The organism is Testudinibacter sp. 'clade 2' (assembly GCF_006227735.1).
Taxonomy (GTDB): Bacteria; Pseudomonadota; Gammaproteobacteria; order Enterobacterales; family Pasteurellaceae; genus Chelonobacter.
Map to the genome: position 1 here is coordinate 1 of NZ_VDHB01000115.1, position 21,458 is coordinate 21,458.

At 46.9% G+C, this 21,458-nt stretch carries 15 protein-coding genes and 1 pseudogene; 2 read left to right on the forward strand and 14 right to left on the reverse strand.

Annotated features, from left to right (window positions below; genetic code table 11):
- Positions 1-661: pseudogene (locus FHQ30_RS13275) on the forward strand (NapC/NirT family cytochrome c); the annotation flags it as partial.
- Between the two features lie 44 nt (positions 662-705).
- Positions 706-3,195 carry a trimethylamine-N-oxide reductase TorA gene (gene torA / locus FHQ30_RS09190; RefSeq protein WP_139611828.1) on the forward strand — a complete coding sequence of 830 codons (2,490 nt, stop codon included), beginning with the start codon at positions 706-708 and terminating at the stop codon, positions 3,193-3,195.
- Between the two features lie 156 nt (positions 3,196-3,351).
- Here torA and glmS read toward each other — a convergent pair whose 3' ends face one another.
- The 14 genes from glmS to secE all read right to left on the reverse strand — a co-directional run bounded on the left by glmS (position 3,352) and on the right by secE (position 21,252).
- Positions 3,352-5,184 carry a glutamine--fructose-6-phosphate transaminase (isomerizing) gene (glmS, locus tag FHQ30_RS09195; RefSeq protein WP_139611829.1) on the reverse strand — a complete coding sequence of 611 codons (1,833 nt, stop codon included), beginning with the start codon at positions 5,182-5,184 and terminating at the stop codon, positions 3,352-3,354.
- 29 nt (positions 5,185-5,213) lie between these two features.
- Positions 5,214-5,978: a DeoR/GlpR family DNA-binding transcription regulator gene (locus FHQ30_RS09200; RefSeq protein WP_139611830.1), complete on the reverse strand. Its 765-nt coding sequence runs from the start codon at positions 5,976-5,978 to the stop codon at positions 5,214-5,216.
- 171 nt (positions 5,979-6,149) lie between these two features.
- On the reverse strand, positions 6,150-6,422 hold the full coding sequence (gene hbs, locus FHQ30_RS09205) for a non-specific DNA-binding protein Hbs (RefSeq protein WP_084256904.1): 273 nt from the start codon (positions 6,420-6,422) through the stop codon (positions 6,150-6,152).
- A gap of 162 nt (positions 6,423-6,584) precedes the next feature.
- Positions 6,585-7,175 carry a YjaG family protein gene (locus FHQ30_RS09210; RefSeq protein WP_139611831.1) on the reverse strand — a complete coding sequence of 197 codons (591 nt, stop codon included), beginning with the start codon at positions 7,173-7,175 and terminating at the stop codon, positions 6,585-6,587.
- Between the two features lie 3 nt (positions 7,176-7,178).
- Positions 7,179-8,252, reverse strand: coding sequence for a uroporphyrinogen decarboxylase (gene hemE / locus FHQ30_RS09215; protein ID WP_139611832.1), 1,074 nt, complete (start codon positions 8,250-8,252; stop codon positions 7,179-7,181).
- 12 nt (positions 8,253-8,264) lie between these two features.
- Positions 8,265-9,053, reverse strand: a complete 789-nt coding sequence (gene nudC / locus FHQ30_RS09220) for an NAD(+) diphosphatase (protein WP_139611833.1) — start codon at positions 9,051-9,053, stop codon at positions 8,265-8,267.
- Positions 9,054-9,175: 122 nt separating this feature from the next.
- The gene (gene rpoC / locus FHQ30_RS09225; protein WP_132965681.1) at positions 9,176-13,405 is read right to left on the reverse strand and encodes a DNA-directed RNA polymerase subunit beta'; all 4,230 of its coding nucleotides are present in this window, start codon (positions 13,403-13,405) and stop codon (positions 9,176-9,178) included.
- Between the two features lie 86 nt (positions 13,406-13,491).
- Positions 13,492-17,523 (reverse strand): DNA-directed RNA polymerase subunit beta, encoded by a 4,032-nt coding sequence (rpoB, locus tag FHQ30_RS09230; protein WP_139611834.1) that lies wholly within the window; start codon positions 17,521-17,523, stop codon positions 13,492-13,494.
- A 298-nt stretch (positions 17,524-17,821) separates the two neighbouring features.
- Positions 17,822-18,190: a 50S ribosomal protein L7/L12 gene (rplL, locus tag FHQ30_RS09235; RefSeq protein ID WP_132965685.1), complete on the reverse strand. Its 369-nt coding sequence runs from the start codon at positions 18,188-18,190 to the stop codon at positions 17,822-17,824.
- Positions 18,191-18,244: 54 nt separating this feature from the next.
- Complete coding sequence (rplJ, locus tag FHQ30_RS09240) at positions 18,245-18,736, reverse strand: 50S ribosomal protein L10 (RefSeq protein WP_132965688.1); 492 nt, start codon at positions 18,734-18,736, stop codon at positions 18,245-18,247.
- A gap of 285 nt (positions 18,737-19,021) precedes the next feature.
- The gene (rplA, locus tag FHQ30_RS09245) at positions 19,022-19,714 is read right to left on the reverse strand and encodes a 50S ribosomal protein L1 (RefSeq protein WP_139609672.1); all 693 of its coding nucleotides are present in this window, start codon (positions 19,712-19,714) and stop codon (positions 19,022-19,024) included.
- 4 nt (positions 19,715-19,718) lie between these two features.
- Positions 19,719-20,147: a 50S ribosomal protein L11 gene (rplK, locus tag FHQ30_RS09250; RefSeq protein WP_139609671.1), complete on the reverse strand. Its 429-nt coding sequence runs from the start codon at positions 20,145-20,147 to the stop codon at positions 19,719-19,721.
- Between the two features lie 136 nt (positions 20,148-20,283).
- A complete protein-coding gene (gene nusG / locus FHQ30_RS09255) occupies positions 20,284-20,838 on the reverse strand; it encodes a transcription termination/antitermination protein NusG (RefSeq protein ID WP_132965694.1) in 555 nt (184 codons plus the stop codon).
- 3 nt (positions 20,839-20,841) lie between these two features.
- Entirely contained in the window at positions 20,842-21,252 is a 411-nt protein-coding gene (gene secE / locus FHQ30_RS09260) for a preprotein translocase subunit SecE (protein ID WP_139611835.1), read from the reverse strand.
- Between the last annotated feature and the right edge of the window lie 206 nt (positions 21,253-21,458).

Genomic DNA, 21,458 nt, shown 5'->3' on the forward strand with positions numbered 1-21,458 from the left:
AACCTGTATCGACTGCCACAAAGGACTGGTGCATTTTATGCCGGATATCCCGACCGACTCCAGTGCCGCCAGCGGAGAACTGAGCAAACATGCCGCCGATTTCAATAGTCAAGATCCGGAACTGTATGCGCTGGCGATTACCGCCGCCAAAACCGGAAACGGTGAAATCCGCCTGATGCCGTTTGCCAAACTGATCGACTGGAAAGCTGAGGGCGAGGATGTTCATGCGATTGTTGACGGTTGGCAGCAAGCCGGGGCGGAAAACCTGCTGTATCAACAAATGGGAAAACGCATTATTGTCGGCGTGCTGGACGACAGTGCCAAAGCTGACGTAGAAGTGGTCAACACCGTGCATGATCCGGTGACCAATTCCGACTGGAGTGAAGTCAAACTGAATGTCTCAATTGGCAAAAATGCCCTGACCGCTGATCTGGAAGCCTTGAACAGTTACGGTAAAAGCTTGGATCAAACCCATTGCAGTACCTGCCATGCACCGATTGCCGCCGATCACTATACCGCAAATCAATGGGTTGGGGTGATCAACTCAATGAAAGACCGCACTTCGATGAGTGATGCAGAAGTGCGGGCCGTGACGATTTATTTGCAACATTTTGCCAAAGATATGGCACCAGCCGAGGCTGCTCAATCTGGCGCACATTGATTACACTGACACGACGATAACGGTTAATAAACAAGGAGAGATACATGAGTCATACTAAAAAAATTAACGGCAGCCGCCGTCAATTCCTGAAAACCACTTCACTCGGTACTGTCGGTATGGCAGCCACCGGCGGGATTACCACCAACTTGCTCGCTTCAAGTAAAGCGATGGCAGCGGAGTCATCCACCGTCATGTCTGCCGCCCACTGGGGACCGCTCGGGATTGTGGTAGAAAACGGAAAAGTGGTGAAATCAGGTCCGGCAATCGAACCAACCATTGCCAACGAGCTACAAACCGTTGTCGCTGAGCAAGTGCATAGTGACGTGCGGGTTAAATATCCGATGGTACGCAAAGGCTATCTGGAAAATCCGGGTAAAAGCGATACCAGTTTGCGCGGACATGACGAATGGGTGCGAGTTTCTTGGGACAAAGCGCTGGAATTGGTGCATAACGGTTTAAAACAAGTACGCGATAGCCAAGGGCCTTCCGGCGTGTTTGCCGGTTCCTACGGCTGGTACAGCTCCGGCTCGCTGCATGCCAGTCGCACCTTGTTACACCGCTTTATGAATCTGACCGGTGGCTTCGTCGGTACTAAAGGCGACTACTCCACCGGTGCCGCCCAGGTGATCATGCCGCATGTGATGGGAACCATCGAAGTTTACGAGCAACAAACCAGCTGGGAAATGATTCTGGAACATTCCGAAATTGTCGTGCTATGGTCAGCCAACCCAATGACCACCCTGCGTAACGCTTGGACTTCCACCGATCAACAGGGAACCGACTACTTCAAAAAACTGAAAGAGAGTGGCAAACGGGTGATCTGTATCGATCCGGTGCGCAGCGAAACCTGTGACTATCTAGGGGCAGAGTGGATTCCGGTCAATACCGCCACCGATGTACCGTTGATGCTGGGCATCGCACACAGTTTGATCACCGCAGGCAAACATGACCAAGAATTTCTGAAAAAATATACTGTCGGTTATGACAAATTCGAAGCCTATGTGTTGGGCAAAGCTGAAGACGGCGTGGTCAAAGATGCCGCTTGGGCCAGTCAAATTTGTGGCGTCCCGGCAGAAACCATCAAACAACTGGCACTGGACTTTGCCGCCAAACGCACCATGCTGATGGGTGGCTGGGGCATGCAGCGCCAGCGCCACGGCGAACAAACGCACTGGACATTGGTCACATTAGCCTCCATGATCGGACAAATCGGTTTGCCGGGCGGTGGATTCGGCTTGAGCTACCACTATGCCAACGGCGGAGTACCTACAGCAACCGGCGGCATTGTCGGGGCGATTTCAGCCAACACCTCCGGTGAAAGCGGTGGGCAAACTTGGCTGGACGAAACCTCAAAAATGAGCTTCCCACTGGCACGTATCTCTGATGCGCTGCTCAATCCGGGCAAAGTGATCCAATATAATGGCACCGAAGTGACTTATCCGGATATTAAATTGATCTATTGGGCGGGCGGTAATCCATTTACACATCACCAAGACACCAACACCTTGATCAAGGCTTGGCAAAAACCGGAGACCGTCGTTGTCAACGAAATTTACTGGACACCAACTGCCCGGATGGCGGATATCGTCCTGCCGGTCACCACCTCGTTTGAGCGTAATGACTTGACCATGAGTGGCGACTATTCGATGTTGAATATCTTCCCGATGAAAAAAGCGGTCGAGCCACAATTTGAAGCGAAAAGTGATTATGATATTTTCGCTGCGCTGTCGAAACTGGCTGGCGTGGAAGATAAATTTACCGAAGGCAAATCAGAGATGGATTGGCTGAAAGGCTTCTATCAATCCGCTTATGATGCGGCGCGTAAGAATCGGGTCATAATGCCACGCTTTGAACAGTTCTGGGAAGCCAATCAGCCGATTACGTTCAAAGTGGGGGATAAAGCCAAGCAATGGGTGCGCTATGCCGAATTCCGTGCCGATCCGCTACTCAATCCTCTGGGTACGCCATCGGGTAAAATTGAGATCTATTCCGACACCGTCGCTAAGATGGGCTATGACGACTGCAAAGGTCATCCTAGTTGGATGGTGCCGGAGGAGTATGCCGGCAACACCACCGCCGAAGCACCGCTGGCGTTGGTCACACCGCACCCTTATTACCGTTTGCACAGCCAATTGTGTTTCTCGAGCGCGCTGCGTGAGAAATATACCGTCAACGGGCGCGAACCGGTGCTGATCCATCCGGATGATGCGCAAGCACGCGGCATCGCAAACGGCGATATCGTACGCTTGTTCAATCAACGTGGGCAAGTACTTGCCGGGGCGGTGGTGAGTGATGGCGTGATTAAAGGCACCGTCGCCTTACACGAAGGGGCTTGGTACGACCCTGCCGAGTTGGGCACGGCAGAAAAACCGCTGTGTAAATTCGGTAACCCGAATGTGCTGACCATGGATATCGGTACGTCTAAACTGGCACAAGGCAACTCGCCTAACACCGCTATTTTGCAAGTAGAAAAATACAGTGGCGAAGCACCGGCAGTCAGCGTATTCAGCGAACCGAAATATACCACGGCATAGCTGATATCGTTAACTGGCATATACAACAAAATCCCGATCAAATGGATCGGGATTTTTTATGAGATAAAACCGCCAAACTGTTCTTTAAGCCATTAAAAAACCGCACTTTCGGTTTCAACCCAAAGTGCGGTTTGTTTGCGATGAAGACGAATTGGCTTATTCCACTGTCACCGCTTTTGCCAAGTTACGTGGTTGATCGACATCAGTGCCTTTGATTAAAGCCACATGGTATGCCAACAGCTGCATTGGTACGGTGTAGAAAATCGGTGCCACGACTTCGTCCACCTCCGGCATGGTGATGATTTTCATATCCGGAGTCGAAGTAAACCCGGCTTTTTCATCGGCAAACACATACAACTGACCGCCACGGGCACGCACTTCTTCAATATTGGATTTCAGTTTTTCCAGCAATTCATTGTTCGGAGCCACCACCACCACCGGCATATCCGCATCAATCAAGGCTAACGGACCGTGTTTCAGTTCACCAGCGGCATAAGCTTCGGCATGGATATAGGAAATTTCTTTCAATTTTAACGCCGCTTCCATCGCAATCGGATAGTATTCGCCACGCCCTAAGAACAGGGTATGGTGTTTCTCGGCAAAATCTTCTGATAATTTTTCAATGGCACCATCAAACGCCAACGCTTGCTCGATTTTTGCCGGCAGGCTTTGCAACGATTTGATGATTGCACGCTCTTTTTCAGCCGAAATATTGCCGTTTAATTTGCCGATCGCCAACACCAATAATAACATCGTTGCCAATTGAGTGGTAAAGGCTTTAGTCGATGCAACCCCGATTTCAACCCCGGCACGGGTCATAAACGCCAAGTCAGATTCGCGCACCAGCGATGAGCCGGAGACGTTGCAAATTGTCATTGCCGACATATAGCCTTTTTCTTTGGCAAGACGCAATGCCGCTAAGGTATCGGCGGTTTCGCCGGATTGCGACAGGGTCAGCAACAGGCTGTTCGGGCGGGTGACGAATTTACGATACCGAAATTCAGAGGCAATTTCCACATCGCAACTGACCCCAGCTAACGCTTCGAACCAGTAACGTGCCGCCATGCCGGAATTGTACGAGGTTCCACACGCCACGATTTGTACATGTTCTACTTTTTCCAAAATCTCACGTGCGCCGTTGCCGATGCTTTCGATAATGACGCTATCATTGGCGATCCGCCCTTCCAGCGTATTGACAATCGCAGTCGGCTGCTCAAAAATCTCTTTTTGCATAAAATGACGATATTTGCCTTTTTCGGCGGCATCATTTTCCAGGTTGGATTCGTGCACCTGACGCTCAACTTTCTCACCGTCACGGCTATAAATATCAATGTTACGGCGGCTGATTTCAGCAATATCCCCCTCTTCCAAGAAGATAAACCGACGAGTAACGCTTAACAATGCCAACTGGTCGGAAGCCAAGAAGTTTTCGCCCAAACCTAAGCCGATCACCAACGGACTGCCGGAGCGCGCCGCAATCAGATGTTCCGGCTGTGCACGGTGCAACACCACCATACCGTAAGCACCGGTCAGTTGTCGCACGGTTTTCTGCACGGCCTCCAGCAAACTGGTCGAAGTGCGGTTTTCCCATTCGACCAAGTGAGCAATCACTTCGGTATCGGTTTGCGAAGTGAAGACGTAACCACGCGCTTTCAAGCTTTCGCGCAATTCTTCATGGTTTTCGATAATGCCGTTATGCACCACCGTAATCTCGCCGGAAACATGCGGATGTGCATTGGCTTCCGACGGCTCGCCATGAGTCGCCCAACGGGTGTGTGCAATCCCTGTGCCGCCGATTAACGGCTGTTTGGCAACAGCTTCGTCCAGCGCTTTCACTTTACCTAAACAACGCACGCGTTGTAAATTATGCTGTTCATCCACTACGGCAACACCGGCAGAATCATAACCACGATATTCCAAACGGTGTAAACCTTCAATTAAAATTTCTGCCACATCACGTTGAGCAACAGCACCTACGATTCCACACATATTTTTTCCTTTGTTTAATCAATAATAAATTAGTTAGCCAAAACTACTTCAACACCATTGGCTTCGATCTTTTGCTTCATCTCTTGGCTGATTTGATTATCCGTCACCAGAACATCGATCTGCTGCCAGTTCAGCTCCAAATTTGGCATTTTACGTCCGATTTTTTGTGACTCGACCATCACCACCACTTCCCGAGCCGTTTCTGCCATCACCCGGCTTAAACCGACCAGCTCGTTAAACGTTGTGGTGCCACGCGCCAAATCAATGCCGTCTGCCCCGATAAACAACTGGTCAAAATCATAAGAACGCAACACCTGCTCCGCAACCTGTCCCTGAAAGGATTCAGAACGGATATCCCATGTGCCGCCGGTCATCAGTAAAGTAGGCTCGTTTTCCAATTCGGTCAGTTGTTTGGCTACCGCTAATGAATTGGTCATCACCACCAAGCCTTGTTTCGGGTTCAGCTGTTTGATCAGTGCTGCGGTGGTACTACCGGAATCAATAATAATCCGGTTATGATCGCGAATCCGTGCTGCTGCAACTTTGGCAATCGACAACTTATCTTTTGAAAACGGCTCATCGTTTTCATCAGTCAAAATCTCAGCTGGCATTAATACAGCCCCACCATAACGACGCAACAGTAAACCACTATTTTCAAGTGCGGTCAGGTCTTTACGGATAGTCACTTCGGAAGTACTAAAATGCTGCACTAGCTCATCAACTGAGATTTCACCACTGGCTTGTAAGCGTTGCATTATCAAATGGCGGCGCTGTGAACTATTTCGTTTTGACATTTTACCCTACTAAAAAAAGCCTCATAAGTTTCGGTTCGAAATAATATCGAAACAGATTCAAAACTTCAACTATTCTTTTATCAAATAGAGTAAAAAAATAGATATTGTCAAATTTCAGATATAAAAAAACCCCTGTCGCCAGAGGTTCTTATCACACAAAATTCAAATCTATTATTTGATAGCATCTTTTAATGCTTTACCGGAAACGAATGCCGGCACTTTAGCCGCTGCAATTTGGATTTCCTGTCCGGTTTGTGGATTACGACCGGTACGGGCTTGTCGTTGGTTCACTTTGAAAGTACCGAAACCAATTAATTGAACCGGATCGCCTGCCTTCAAGCTGTCAGTAATTGCAGTTAAAGTCGCTTCTAAAGCTGCTTTAGCTTGTTTTTTGTTTAACTCTGCAGCAGATGCAATTGCATCAATCAGTTCTGCTTTATTCATAAGATAGTACCCCTTGTTATTGATGTTTAAGTTAAGCTTTTGTATGGATTGAATATCTGGATATTCTTGGTGCAATAGCTGTCTAAAAACAGTAACCTAAGATTAATCTAAGTTGCTTGAGATTGAAAGCTATAAATCATTAAATTCAGCGAAAAATCACACTTAAAGGTCAATTTTTATACCGATATTGCTAACTGCCTCTTCGCGTAATTCATTTTTAAGGCTCAGCAGCAATTCAACATCTCGTTCTTCCGCTTCATTTAAGGTGCGGTAAATCAGCCATTGCACGTCTAATTCTTGTTGAATCTCTGCCGACTCTTTAAGTTCCTTTTCATTTAAAGTGCGGTCTTGTTCGGTTTCCAACAGAGAAACCACAGTCTGCAGTGACAATTTACTGACCAAAATCGCCTGTTCTAAGCTTGATCCGGAAATAATGGTATGTAGCACTTGTGACAAGCCTTCGCAGGCATCTGCTGCAGGAATAACTCCATAAGAATCGTATTCATTAATATCCGGAATAATCGCTTCCAGCTTCTCCAGTTGCGATTCAAAATTAATTTTCGCCCCTTTAACTGTCAAATATTCCCAAATCAGATTGAGAATATTGTGATACACCTTGCTGTCCTGCATTTTATCCTGCATTTGGCAAAACAGCTGAAAATTGGGATACATTCTTTCGCACAAACACAACATAAACGCCAAATGCTGCCAAGTTTCAAAATGTTCCAAGCGTTTTTGAATCGGGTTACGCATCTGTTATTTCTCCGTTGCGTGGTAGGGCTGTGAAAAACAGTGCACCGCATCAACCAGATATTTCGGACTGTCCGGCGAGACATCTTGATGAATGCCGTGTCCCAAATTGAACACATGTCCGCTACCTGCGCCAAAATCTTGTAAGGTTTGCTGCACTTCCTGTTCAATCCGTGCTTGATCGGCATACAGTACGCTCGGGTCGATATTCCCTTGCAAGGCGACCTTATGTCCGACTCGGGCGCGTGCTTGCGCTAAATCCACCGTCCAATCCAAGCCCAGCGCATCACAACCGGTTGCTGCCATCGCTTCCAGCCATAAACCGCCGCCTTTGGTGAACAGCGTCACCGGTACACGACGACCACGATAATCACGAATTAAGCCATCCACAATTTTGTGCATATATTGCAGTGAAAAATCACGATAATCACGATGCGCCAACACGCCACCCCAAGTATCAAATACCATTACCGCCTGAGCGCCCGCTTTAATTTGTGCGTTCAGATACAAAACGACGCTATCTGCCAGTTTATCCAGTAATTGGTGTAACAAGTGCGGTTCGGCATACAACATTTTTTTAATTTTAGTGAAGGCCTTGCTACTGCCCCCCTCGACCATATAGGTCGCCAAGGTCCACGGGCTACCGGAAAAACCGATCAGCGGCACACTGCCGTCCAATGCATTATAAATGGTGCGCACCGCATTCATCACATACTGCAACTCTTGCTCCGGGTCAGGTATCGGCAAATTAGTCACATCACGTTGGTTTTCAATTGGTTTGGCAAATTTAGGCCCTTCTCCGGCGCCAAAACTCAAACCTAAGCCCATGGCATCGGGGATGGTGAGAATATCAGAAAACAGGATTGCCGCATCTAACGCATAACGACGTAGCGGCTGCAAGGTGACTTCGCATGCCAATTCCTGATTGCGGCACAGTGACATAAAATCCCCAGCCTCGGCTCTGGTTGCCTTATATTCCGGCAAATAGCGTCCGGCTTGGCGCATCATCCAAATCGGCGTCATATCGACTGGTTGGCGCAATAACGCGCGTAAATAACGATCATTTTTTAATGCTGACATTTTTCTTCCTTATTAGAGCTGTTGTGCTTCATCTGCGCAAATTTGCTGACTGAGTTCAATTAGTTTGCGTGCAATCGTGCCGGGTGGCGGCAAGTGCGGTAATCCGGCATCATAGCGAAACCAACCTGCATCATTCAACTCTTCCGGCTGGATCGCAATCTCTCCCTCTGCATAATCTGCCAAAAAACCCAACATTAATGAATTGGGGAACGACCATGGCTGGCTGCCAATGTAGCGCAGATTTTTTATTTTCAAACCACTCTCTTCAAAAACTTCACGCTCTACTGTCTGCTCCAAAGTCTCGCCCACTTCCACAAAACCGGCCAACGTAGTATAAATTTTTTCTTCACGATGGCGTACATGATTTGCCAGTAAAATGGAATCACCTTTGCGCACTGCCACAATGATTGACGGCGCAATCATCGGGTAAGTGCGGTGTTGGCACTGTGTACATTCGACTGCCCATTCTTGCGGTGTCATTGCTTGGGTTTTAGCACCGCAAACCCCACAAAAACGATGGGTTTTCCAAAAATAATTGAGTGCTACGCCACGATTCAGTAAATTGAAAATCCGCTCCGGCAGAATCAATTGATCACGCAACGAAAAATAATTGCGACTGTCATCAAACTCTTCCACCAACCAGAGTGGCGCATCTTGATATTCGCCGATCACCATACCGCACTTATCGTCTAGCGCTAACTCATCGGCGGTTCCGAACGGCAATTTGCCGTCCGATAAGTAAATATTGCTGCCTTTGGTCAGCAGCCAATAACCAAAATCTTTCGTCTGTAAGCGCTGCATTTGTTCTCCGATAGCATAATTTTGTCGCTATTATAAAGTATTATCGCAGCGGAAAGTACTAAAAAGCCACAAAAAAGCCCAAAGTGCGTTAACACTTTGGGCTTCTGATTCAAACGGTTCGCTTACTCGAAATCAGCCGACATATTCAGCATTTCAGCCAAGTTCGCAGCAGCTTCATCGCTGTCAAACTTGGTTTCGATCTCTTCCAACGGTACGTTTTCTGCCTTAGCCATTTTGTTGCTGTGGCGGTTTTGGTGATAAACATAACCGGTACCTGCCGGAATCAAGCGACCCACGATGACGTTTTCTTTCAGACCGCGCAACTCGTCACGTTTACCGGCAACTGCCGCTTCAGTTAACACACGCGTGGTTTCTTGGAACGATGCTGCCGAAATAAACGACTCAGTCGCCAAGGACGCTTTGGTAATACCTAGCAACTCACGCTCGAATTCGACCAACGGCTTACCTTCAGCCTCGCGTTGGCGATTCACGATTTTCACGCGCGCCACTTCCACTTGCTCACCTTCCAAGAATTCGGAATCATGCGCTTGGGTAATAATCGCTTTACGCAACATTTGACGTACAATGACTTCAATGTGCTTATCGTTAATTTTTACCCCTTGCAAGCGGTAAACTTCTTGCACTTCGTTGACGATATATTCAGTCACCGCACGGATTCCGCGCAAGCGCAGAATATCATGTGGCGTTTCCGCCCCTTCGGAGATAATATCACCGCGAGACACCAATTCGCCTTCAAACACGTTCAATTGACGCCATTTCGGGATCATCTCTTCATACACTTCACCTTCGCTCGGTGTAATCAGTAAACGACGCTTACCCTTGGTCTCTTTACCAAACGACACGATACCGGAAATTTCTGCCATAATCGCAGGCTCTTTCGGTTTACGCGCTTCGAACAAATCGGCAACGCGCGGCAAACCACCGGTAATATCTTTGGTTCCGGCAGACTCTTGCGGAATACGCGCTAATGGTTCCCCGATATTGATTTCGGCGTTATCGTCCAAGGTGACAATTGCTTTACCCGGCAAGAAGTATTGCGCCGGCACATCAGTACCTGCAATTAATACCGGATTGCCTTTAGCATCGACCACACGCAACGCCGGACGCAAGTCTTTACCTGCAGTCGCACGTTCACCCACATCCTGTACCACAACGGAAGACAATCCTGTCAACTCGTCGGTTTGACGGCTAACCGTCACACCATCAACGATATCCACGAACTGCACAAACCCTTCTACTTCCGAGATAACCGGCATGGTATGCGGATCCCAGTTAGCGATGATTTCGCCGGCATTGACATCACTACCGTCATGCTTGCTCAATGTCGCTCCGTAAGGCACTTTATAGTTCTCTTTGGTGCGTCCGAAGCCGTCAATTACCGTCAGCTCAGTATTACGCGAAGTAATCACCAATTTGCCGTCTTTGTTAGTAACGAACTTGGCATTTGCCAAACGCACGCTACCGTTATTTTTGATCTGAATGCTGGATTCAGAAGCCGCTCTGGAAGCCGCCCCCCCGATGTGGAACGTCCGCATGGTTAACTGTGTTCCCGGCTCACCGATGGACTGCGCCGCAATAACGCCAACCGCTTCACCATTGTTGATGATATGCCCTCGAGCCAGATCACGACCATAACATTTCGCACACACACCAAAATCAGTTTGGCAGGTTACCACTGACCGCACTTTGATGCTGTCTACCGAGTTGGCGTCAATTACATCGCACAATTTTTCATCTAGCAAAGTATTACGCGGAATCAAGACCTGATCAGTGCCCGGTACCAGAACATCTTCTGCCACCACACGCCCCAATACACGTTCACGCAACGCCTCTTTGACATCACCACCCTCGATTAACGGGGTCATGACGATACCTTCTTCGGTACCACAATCGTCTTCGACAATCACCAAATCTTGCGCCACGTCAACCAGACGGCGAGTCAAGTAACCGGAGTTCGCTGTTTTAAGTGCGGTATCTGCCAAACCTTTACGCGCCCCGTGGGTGGAAATAAAGTATTGCAGTACGTTCAAGCCTTCGCGGAAGTTCGCAGTAATCGGCGTCTCAATGATCGAGCCGTCCGGACGCGCCATCAAGCCCCGCATTCCCGCCAACTGACGAATCTGCGCCGCAGAACCCCGCGCCCCGGAATCCGCCATCATAAAGATGCTGTTAAAGGAGGCTTGTTTTTCCGGTACTCCGTCACGGTTAATCACTTCTTCGGTTGACAGGTTTTCCATCATCGCTTTGGCAACACGTTCATTCGCTGCGGCCCAAATATCGATGACTTTATTGTAACGCTCACCGGCGGTTACAAGACCCGATTGGAATTGCTCCTGAATCTCTTCAACTTCACTTTCCGCCGCAGAAATAATTTCATTTTTCTGATCCGGAATCACCATGTCGTCAATCCCGACCGATGCGCCGGAACGTGCCGCATAGGCAAAACCGGTGTACATGATTTGGTCGGCAAAAATGACGCTGGATTTCATGCCCAACAAACGGTAACAAGCGTTGATTAAACGAGAAATCGCTTTTTTGCCCAAGGTTTGGTTAAACAACTCAAACGGCATGCCTCTTGGCGCAATCATCCATAAAATTGCACGTCCGATAGTGGTTTCGGTCAGCGTGGTGACCGCTTCAAACTCATTGCTAGAAGACTTCACATATTCAGTGATCCGCACTTTAACCCGCGCATGCAATTCTGCTTGTCCGGTACGGTAGGCTTTCTCTGCTTCCAGTGGATTTTGCAAATACATGCCTTCGCCTTTAGCATTGACTTTTTCACGGGTCATATAGTACAGACCCAACACCACGTCTTGTGACGGAACAATGATCGGCTCACCGTTTGCCGGTGATAAGATATTGTTGGTCGACATCATCAGCGCGCGCGCTTCCAATTGCGCTTCCAGCGTCAATGGTACGTGTACCGCCATTTGGTCTCCGTCAAAGTCGGCGTTGAATGCCGCACACACCAACGGGTGTAACTGGATCGCTTTACCTTCGATCAACAACGGTTCGAATGCTTGGATCCCCAATCGATGCAAGGTTGGCGCACGGTTCAACAGAATCGGATGTTCGCGGATAACATCAGCCAGAATATCCCAAACAATCGCATCTTCACGCTCTACCATTTTCTTGGCAGCTTTGATGGTTGAGGCATAGCCTTGGCTTTCTAATTTGGCATAGATAAACGGACGGAACAGTTCCAACGCCATTTTTTTCGGCAACCCGCATTGATGCAAATGCAGGTATGGACCGACGGTAATAACCGAACGGCCGGAATAGTCAACCCGTTTACCCAACAAGTTTTGACGGAAACGGCCTTGTTTTCCTTTGATCATATCCGCAAGGGATTTCAGCGCACGTTTGTTGGAACCGGTGATCGCACGACCACGGCGACCGTTGTCTAACAACGCATCGACCGATTCTTGCAGCATCCGTTTTTCGTTGCGTACGATAATATCCGGTGCAACCAGATCCAGTAAGCGTTTCAAACGGTTGTTACGGTTGATCACGCGACGGTATAAATCGTTTAGATCAGATGTCGCAAAACGTCCCCCATCCAACGGCACTAACGGACGCAGATCCGGCGGTAATACCGGCAGCACAGTCAACACCATCCACTCAGGATTGTTGCCGGATTGAATAAAGGCTTCCAGCAATTTCAAACGTTTAGTAATTTTTTTACGTTTGGTTTCCGAACTGGTTTCTTGCAGCTCTTCACGCAGCGTTTCGCATTGGTGCGCCAAATCCATTTGTTGCAACAAATGTTGGATCGCTTCTGCCCCCATTTTGGCTTCAAATTCGTCCGCCCAACGGTCTTCCGCATCCATAAATTGTTCTTCGGTCAACAGTTGACCGCGCTCCAAGTCGGTCATGCCTGGCTCGGTGACAATATAGCTTTCGAAATACAGCACGCGCTCAATATCACGCAACGGCATATCCAACAATAAACCGATACGGGACGGCAGCGATTTTAAGAACCAGATATGCGCTACCGGTGAAGCCAGTTCGATGTGTCCCATACGCTCACGACGTACTTTGGTTTGCGTAACTTCGACACCGCACTTTTCACAGATTACGCCACGATGTTTTAAGCGTTTATATTTTCCGCACAAACATTCGTAATCTTTAACCGGCCCGAAAATGCGTGCGCAAAATAAACCGTCACGTTCCGGTTTAAACGTGCGGTAGTTAATGGTTTCCGGCTTTTTCACTTCCCCGAACGACCATGAACGGATCATGTCGGGAGAAGCCAGCCCAATTTTAATCACATCAAAATCTTCTGAAGATTTCGTTTGTGCTTTCAAAAACTTAACTAAGTCTTTCACAGATTTGCTCCTGTCGGAGTTAAACTTAATTCAAGTGCGGTCAGACCGCACTTGAGCATATTTTATCGTTGCTCAGATGGAAGCGATTAACGATCTTCATCCAGATCAATATTAATCCCCAGCGAGCGAATCTCTTTCAACAATACGTTGAAGGATTCCGGCATGCCCGGTTCCATCTGATGTGCGCCGTCCACAATGTTTTTATACATTTTGGTACGACCGTTCACGTCATCGGACTTCACGGTCAGCATCTCTTGCAGGGTATAAGCAGCACCATAAGCTTCCAGTGCCCATACTTCCATCTCCCCGAAACGTTGTCCCCCGAACTGGGCTTTACCACCCAATGGTTGTTGGGTAACCAAGCTGTACGAACCGGTGGAGCGGGCGTGCATTTTGTCATCAACCAAGTGGTTCAATTTCAGCATGTACATATAGCCTACGGTTACCGGACGTTCAAATTTCTCGCCGGTACGCCCGTCAAACAACGTAATCTGACCGGAAGTTGGCAGATCTGCCAGCGCCAACAAGCCTTTGATTTCGCTTTCGTGAGCACCGTCAAATACCGGGGTTGCCAACGGCATTCCTTTACGCAAGTTTTGCGCCAAACGCATCACTTCATCATCACTGAAGGTTGCAAGATCCACTTTTTGACTTTCGCCGCCCAAATCATACGCACGTTGAATATAATCACGCAATTTGGCAACAGATTGTTGCTGTTTAATCATCGCATTGATCTTGTCACCCACGCCTTTAGCCGCCAAGCCCAAGTGTGTTTCCAAAATCTGACCGATATTCATCCGTGACGGTACGCCCAACGGGTTCAAGACGATATCGACCGGCTGCCCGTTTTCATCGTACGGCATGTCTTCCACCGGATTAATTTTTGAGATAACCCCTTTATTACCATGGCGACCCGCCATTTTATCACCCGGCTGAATCTGACGTTTCACTGCCAGATAGACTTTGACGATTTTCAACACACCCGGTGCTAAATCGTCGCCTTGAATGATTTTATGACGTTTAATTTCCAGTTTGCGTTCAAACTCTTTGCGCAACTCTTCATGCTGCTCTGCCAACTGTTCCAACTGATTTTGTTGATTTTCATCAGCCAGCGATTGTTCCAACCATTGGTTACGGGTCAGCTTATCCAGTTGTTTCTCTTCAATACCGTTATTCAATAACAAGTTACGCACACGAGTAAACAAGCCGGCTTCCAAAATCTCCAGTTCTTCCACCAAATCTTTCTTGGCTTGTTTTAACTGCATTTCTTCAATTTCAAGCGCACGTTTATCCTTTTCTACACCATCACGGGTGAAGACTTGTACGTCGATTACCGTACCGGAAACGCTGTTTGGTACACGCAGAGAAGAATCTTTTACATCAGAGGCTTTTTCACCAAAGATCGCACGCAACAATTTTTCTTCCGGGGTTAATTGGGTCTCACCTTTCGGGGTGACTTTACCCACCAGAATATCACCGCCTTTGACTTCCGCCCCGATATACACGATACCGGATTCGTCCAATTTGCTCAGCGCTGCTTCACCGACGTTAGGAATATCGGCAGTAATCTCTTCTGCGCCCAGTTTGGTATCACGCGCAACTGCGGTCAATTCTTGAATGTGAATCGTCGTAAAACGATCTTCTTGCACTACGCGCTCAGAAACTAACATCGAGTCTTCGAAGTTATAACCGTTCCATGGCATAAATGCCACACGCATATTTTGACCTAACGCCAATTCACCCAAATCGGTGGACGGACCGTCTGCCAACACTTCACCACGCTCAATCGGTTCCCCCAGTGAAATACAAGGCACTTGGTTGATACAGGTGTTTTGGTTCGAACGGGTGTATTTGGTCAGGTTATAAATATCAATTCCTGCTTCGCCCGGTACGGTTTCGTCTTCATTGACTTTAATCACGATGCGTGAAGCATCGATATATTGTACATAACCGCCACGTTTGGCGACCACGGTTACCCCGGAGTCCACGGCTACCGCTTTCTCAATTCCGGTTCCGACCAACGGTTTATCGGCACGCAGAGTCGGCACCGCTTGACGTTGCATGTTTGCACCCATCAAGGCACGGTTGGCATCGTCGTGTTCCAAGAATGGAATCAACGCCGCCGCCACCGAAACCACTTGTTGCGTGGAGATATCCATATATTGGATTTCATCGGCTTTATACAAACCGGCTTCGCCGTGTTCACCACGACAAGTCACGAAGGTATCGGTAAAGCGTGAATTTTCATCCAAGTTGGAGTTCGCCTGTGCAATCACATATTTGCCTTCTTCAATCGCTGACAAATATTCGATTTCTTCCGTCACTTGCCCGTCAACCACTTTACGGTATGGGGTTTCCAAAAAACCGTAATCATTAGTACGTGCATACACCGACAAGGAGTTGATCAAACCGATGTTTGGACCTTCAGGGGTTTCAATCGGACAAACACGACCGTAGTGAGTGGCGTGAACGTCACGCACCTCAAAGCCGGCGCGCTCACGAGTCAAACCGCCCGGCCCTAAAGCAGAAATACGGCGTTTGTGGGTCACTTCCGACAATGGGTTGTTCTGATCCATAAATTGCGACAACTGGGACGAACCAAAGAACTCTTTCACCGCAGCCGAAATCGGTTTGGCATTGATCAAATCTTGTGGCGTTACACCGTCCAAATCGCCTAACGACAAGCGCTCTCTGACCGCTCTTTCAACACGCACCAAACCGATGCGGAATTGATTTTCCGCCATCTCGCCCACTGAACGAATACGACGGTTGCCTAAGTGATCGATATCATCGACTTCACCACGACCGTTACGGATCTCGATCAGTTTTTTCATCACCATCACAATGTCATCATTGCTCAGGATACCGCTGCCTTCCCCTTCCGGAATATTCAAAGAGCGGTTGAATTTCATGCGGCCAACCGCAGAAAGATCATAACGATCACTAGAGAAGAATAGATTGTCAAACAGCGATTCAGCCGCTTCTTTTGTCGGTGGTTCGCCCGGACGCATCATACGGTAAATTTCAACCAGCGCGCTTAAACGGTCATGTGACGGATCCACTCGTAAAGTTTCTGAAATATAAGGTCCATGATCTAAATCATTGGTGAACAGCACTTCAATATCTTTATAACCGGCTTGGCTCAATTTAGCCAAAATTTCTAATGTAATTTCCGCATTCGCCGCACAGATCAATTCGCCACTCTCAAGATCAACATAATCTTTAGCGATAATTTTGCCGACAATATATTCTGTCGGAACCACAACTTGAGAGATTTTATCTTTTTCTAACTGACGGATATGACGTGCCGTGATACGACGTCCGCGCTCAATATAAACGGTACCGTTGGCTTCAATATCAAAGCTGGCAGTTTCACCGCGCAAACGCTCCGGCACCAGTTCCATCATCAATTTATTGTCATCAATGCTGAAGTTCACTTTCTCAAAGAACAGCGCCAGAATTTCTTCAGTGGTGTAGTTCAATGCACGCAGGATAATCGTAGCAGGTAATTTACGGCGACGGTCGATACGCGCAAATAAGTTATCTTTCGGATCAAATTCAAAATCCAACCATGAACCACGGTAAGGAATAATACGTGCGTTATACAGCACTTTCCCCGAAGAATGGGTTTTACCTTTATCGCTGTCAAAGAAAACCCCCGGACTACGGTGTAATTGCGAAACAATAACACGCTCGGTGCCGTTGATCACAAAAGTTCCGTTGTCGGTCATCAATGGGATTTCCCCCATATAGACATCATTTTCTTTGATGTCTTTTACCGTACCCGGTGCAGCATCACGATCGTAGCTGACTAAACGCAGTTTAACTCTCAACGGCGCAGAATAAGTTGTCCCACGGATTTGACATTCACGCACATCAAATACTGGTTCACCTAACTTATAGCTCACATATTGCAATTCAGTGCTGCCGTTATTGCTGACAATCGGAAACACTGAGCGGAACGCCGCTTCCAGTCCCTGCTGCCCTTCCGGATCTTGCTGAATAAATTTATCGAAAGAATCGATTTGGATTGTTAATAAATAAGGTACATTTAAAACTTGTTGACGTTTGCCAAAGTTTTTACGAATACGTTTTTTCTCGGTATAGGAGTAAACCATAGGGTTCCTCTGCTCGCTGATCGGTGACCCAAAATTCGCGCACACTTGCGATCAAATTAACAAGGTGGCAATGCTATCGATACCGTTTGTTGGTACCGCACTTTCACTTTTTTGCCGAATAATCACCGGCAAAACTTCTGGTGCAGGCTCGATAAAATCAATAATCACTATTTTATCAAGCAGTTATAGAAATAAAAAAACGGCATATTCACTTCTATTTTTTAAAGGCACAAAATGGCTAGCAGTCTAAACCGCTAGCCATCCGCCTATAACAGGCTATAAACCTAAATAAAATTAATTATTTAAGTTCAACAGAAGCACCTGCTTCTTCTAATGTTTTCTTCAGTTCTTCAGCTTCAGCTTTAGAGATGCCTTCTTTCAGCGCTGCTGGTGCAGATTCAACCAGGTCTTTCGCTTCTTTTAAGCCTAAACCGGTTGCACCACGTACTGCTTTGATAACAGCAACTTTGTTAGCGCCCGCTGCAGTTAATACTACATCGAATTCAGTTTTCTCTTCTGCTGCTTCTGCTGGACCTGCTGCTACAGCTACTGCTGCCGCTGCTGCAGAAACACCGAATTTTTCTTCCATTGCAGAAATTAATTCTACGATTTCAGTGACAGTTTTAGAAGCAATCGCTTCAATGATTTGTTCGTTAGTTAATGACATGACAATCAATTCCTAAAGTAAATAAATTAAACGAGGTAAGAAACGCTTTGATAATTAAGCAGCTTCTTGTAATTTGTCGCGTAATGCCGCAAGAGTGCGAGCAAGTTTGCCTGCCGCAGCTTCTTTCATAGTACCCATTAAACGTGCAATCGCTTCGTCGTAAGTCGGCAATGTTGCTAAGAATTCAACATCTTGGATTTTACCTTCGAAAGCGGCACCTTTAAGTTCGAACTTATCGTTCGCTTTTGCGAAATCTTTGAACAAACGTGCAGCTGCGCCCGGATGCTCATTAGAAAATGCGATAAGTGTCGGACCTGTCATCACGTCTTTCAAGCACTCGTAGTCAGTGCCTTCTACCGCACGACGTAATAAAGTATTACGCACGACACGCATAGTAACACCGGCTTCACGCGCAGTTTTACGCAATTCAGTCATTTTATCCACAGTCACACCGCGAGAATCCGCAATCACTGCTGATAGGGCACCTTTGGCTGCTTCGTTTACTTCAGCAACAATTGCTTGTTTGTCTTGAAGATTTAATGCCATTGGCTTATAGCTCCTGAATACACTCCGGTTTCCCGGATTTAAATTCCTTGATATGCAAGCATATCAAGACGTCTTTCGGTGCGCAGAAGCAGAAAATTTTTCTCATTCTGTTCACCATCTACGCAGGATAATTAAGAAATCACCTGAGTTTCCTCACACGATTTCCCCTGCGGTCTTGGATGGGGCTTGAATAAGGTCAAGCACCAACCAGAAGTTTCCGACTAAACTACCATCGGAAAATAAGAGGAGAATTATAAATACAATTCTCCCCGCTGTAAAGTTTTATTAGCTCAAACTGGTTTGATCAATCGCTACGCCTGCACCTTGAGTGGTAGAAAGGCTGACTTTCTTGATAAAGATCCCTTTAGAGCTTGCTGGTTTTGCTTTCACTAAAGCTGCCAACAACGCTTGCAAGTTCTCTTTCAATTGTTCTTCTGAGAAATTTACTTTACCGATAGTGGTATGGATAATACCATTTTTGTCGTTACGGTAACGAACCTGACCGGATTTCGCATTTTTAACCGCTTCTGCGACGTTAGGGGTTACAGTGCCGACTTTCGGGTTTGGCATTAAGCCACGTGGGCCTAAGATTTGACCCAATTGACCCACAACACGCATTGCATCAGGAGAAGCAATAACCACATCAAAGTTCATTTCGCCTTTTTTGACTAATTCAGCCAGATCTTCCATACCGACTAAGTCAGCACCGGCTTCTTTTGCTGCTTCAGCGTTTGCGCCTTGAGTAAATACGGCAACACGTACTTCACGACCAGTTCCGTGTGGCAACACCGTTGCGCCACGCACGTTTTGGTCAGATTTACGCGCTTCGATACCTAAATTAACAGCAACATCAACGCTTTCAACGAATTTTGCGGTTGCTAATTCTTTTAACAAGGCAACGGCTTCGTTGATTTCGTAGGCTTTTGTTGAATCTACTTTCTCTTGGATCGCTTTCATGCGTTTGGTAAGTTTAGCCATTTGATTAGTCCTCCACTACCAAGCCCATTGAACGAGCGGTACCTTCAATAGATTTCATTTTAGTTTCGATACTTGCGCCAGTCATATCGGCTGCTTTAACTTCAGCGATTTCACGCACTTGTGCACGAGTGACTTTACCAACTTTCTCTTTATTCGGTTTACCAGAACCAGATTTAACACCTGCCGCTTTTTTCAGCAACACTGCTGCCGGCGGAGTTTTAGTGATAAAGGTAAAAGAGCGGTCTGCATAGACTGTGATAACAACTGGAGTCGGTAAACCTTTTTCCAAGCCCTCAGTACGAGCGTTGAATGCTTTACAGAATTCCATGATGTTGACACCTTGTTGACCCAATGCAGGACCAACCGGTGGACTTGGATTTGCCATACCGGCTGCAACTTGCAGCTTAACGTAGGCTTGTACTTTCTTTGCCATTTTATTTTCCTCTTGCGGGTATTATCGCCTTGCGGCTCCCCTGTTTATTGAAGGGCAGTATTCTAATTAAACACTGCCTGTTTTTCAAGCATTTTAGCGTAAAATACTTGAGAAATTATGCCTTGAACGTACCGTCTTAAACCGCTTTTTCCACTTGACGGAACTCCAGCTCCACCGGTGTCGCACGCCCAAAAATCGACACAGATACTTTGATACGGCTTTTGTCGTAATCGACCTCTTCTACCGTGCCGTTGAAATCCATAAACGGACCTTCGGTAACCCGCACTTCTTCACCAGGCTGGAACAGTGTTTTCGGTCTTGGTTTATCACCATCTTGTTGTAGACGGTTTAAAATCGTATCGGCTTCGCGTTTAGAAATCGGCGCAGGCTTGTCTGGCGTACCACCAATGAACCCCATCACACGAGGCACACTACGCACCAAATGCCAAGTGTCATCGTTCATTTCCATTTGTACCAGTACATAACCTGGGAAGAATTTACGCTCGCTTTTGCGACGTTTGCCGGCAATATTTTCAACCACTTCTTCAGTTGGCACTAGCACTTCACCAAACTGATCTTCCATATTATGTTGTTTGATATATTCGATTAATGTTTTCGCTACACGGCCTTCAAAACCGGAGAAAGCCTGTAAAACATACCAGCGTTTTATTGGTGCTGTATTCTCGCTCATAAATTAAAATCTCAGGTTAGTAATAAAGGAGATAACCGCAATAATCAAGGAATCAAATCCCCAAAGCACTAAAGAAGCAACCACGGTTACGCCAAAAACAATCAATGTTGTTTGCATAGCCTCGGCGCGTTTCGGCCAAACGATTTTTCTTAATTCACCACGTGACTCTTTGAAAAAACCAATCGCTTTTTTACCTTGATTGGTGACTGCGACCAGTCCTAAAGCTGCGACCATTAAGATTACCATCGCAACGATACGAATTGCCAACGCAAATTGATCGGCAAAATAGGTATTCCCCACCGCAGCAACAACGATCAATAACACAGCTAAAAGCCAAAGCAAATTATTTACTGCTTTGCCTTTACCTTCATGGTTTTCAATAAGTGCTTGTTTTTTAATATTTTCTGAACTCATGTTTTTTATCTATCCGATCCAATGAATAACGGTATATTTTTGAACGAGCGATTGTAGCACTTTCTTTATGTATTGAATAGGCTAATTACAATAAAACCGTTAATTTCTTATGCCGTTATACCACTATTCTCAACACTTAAACAACAAAAAGGGCGAACCGAAGTTCACCCTTTCCGAAGCATATTGAAGCGCAATTATTTGATAAT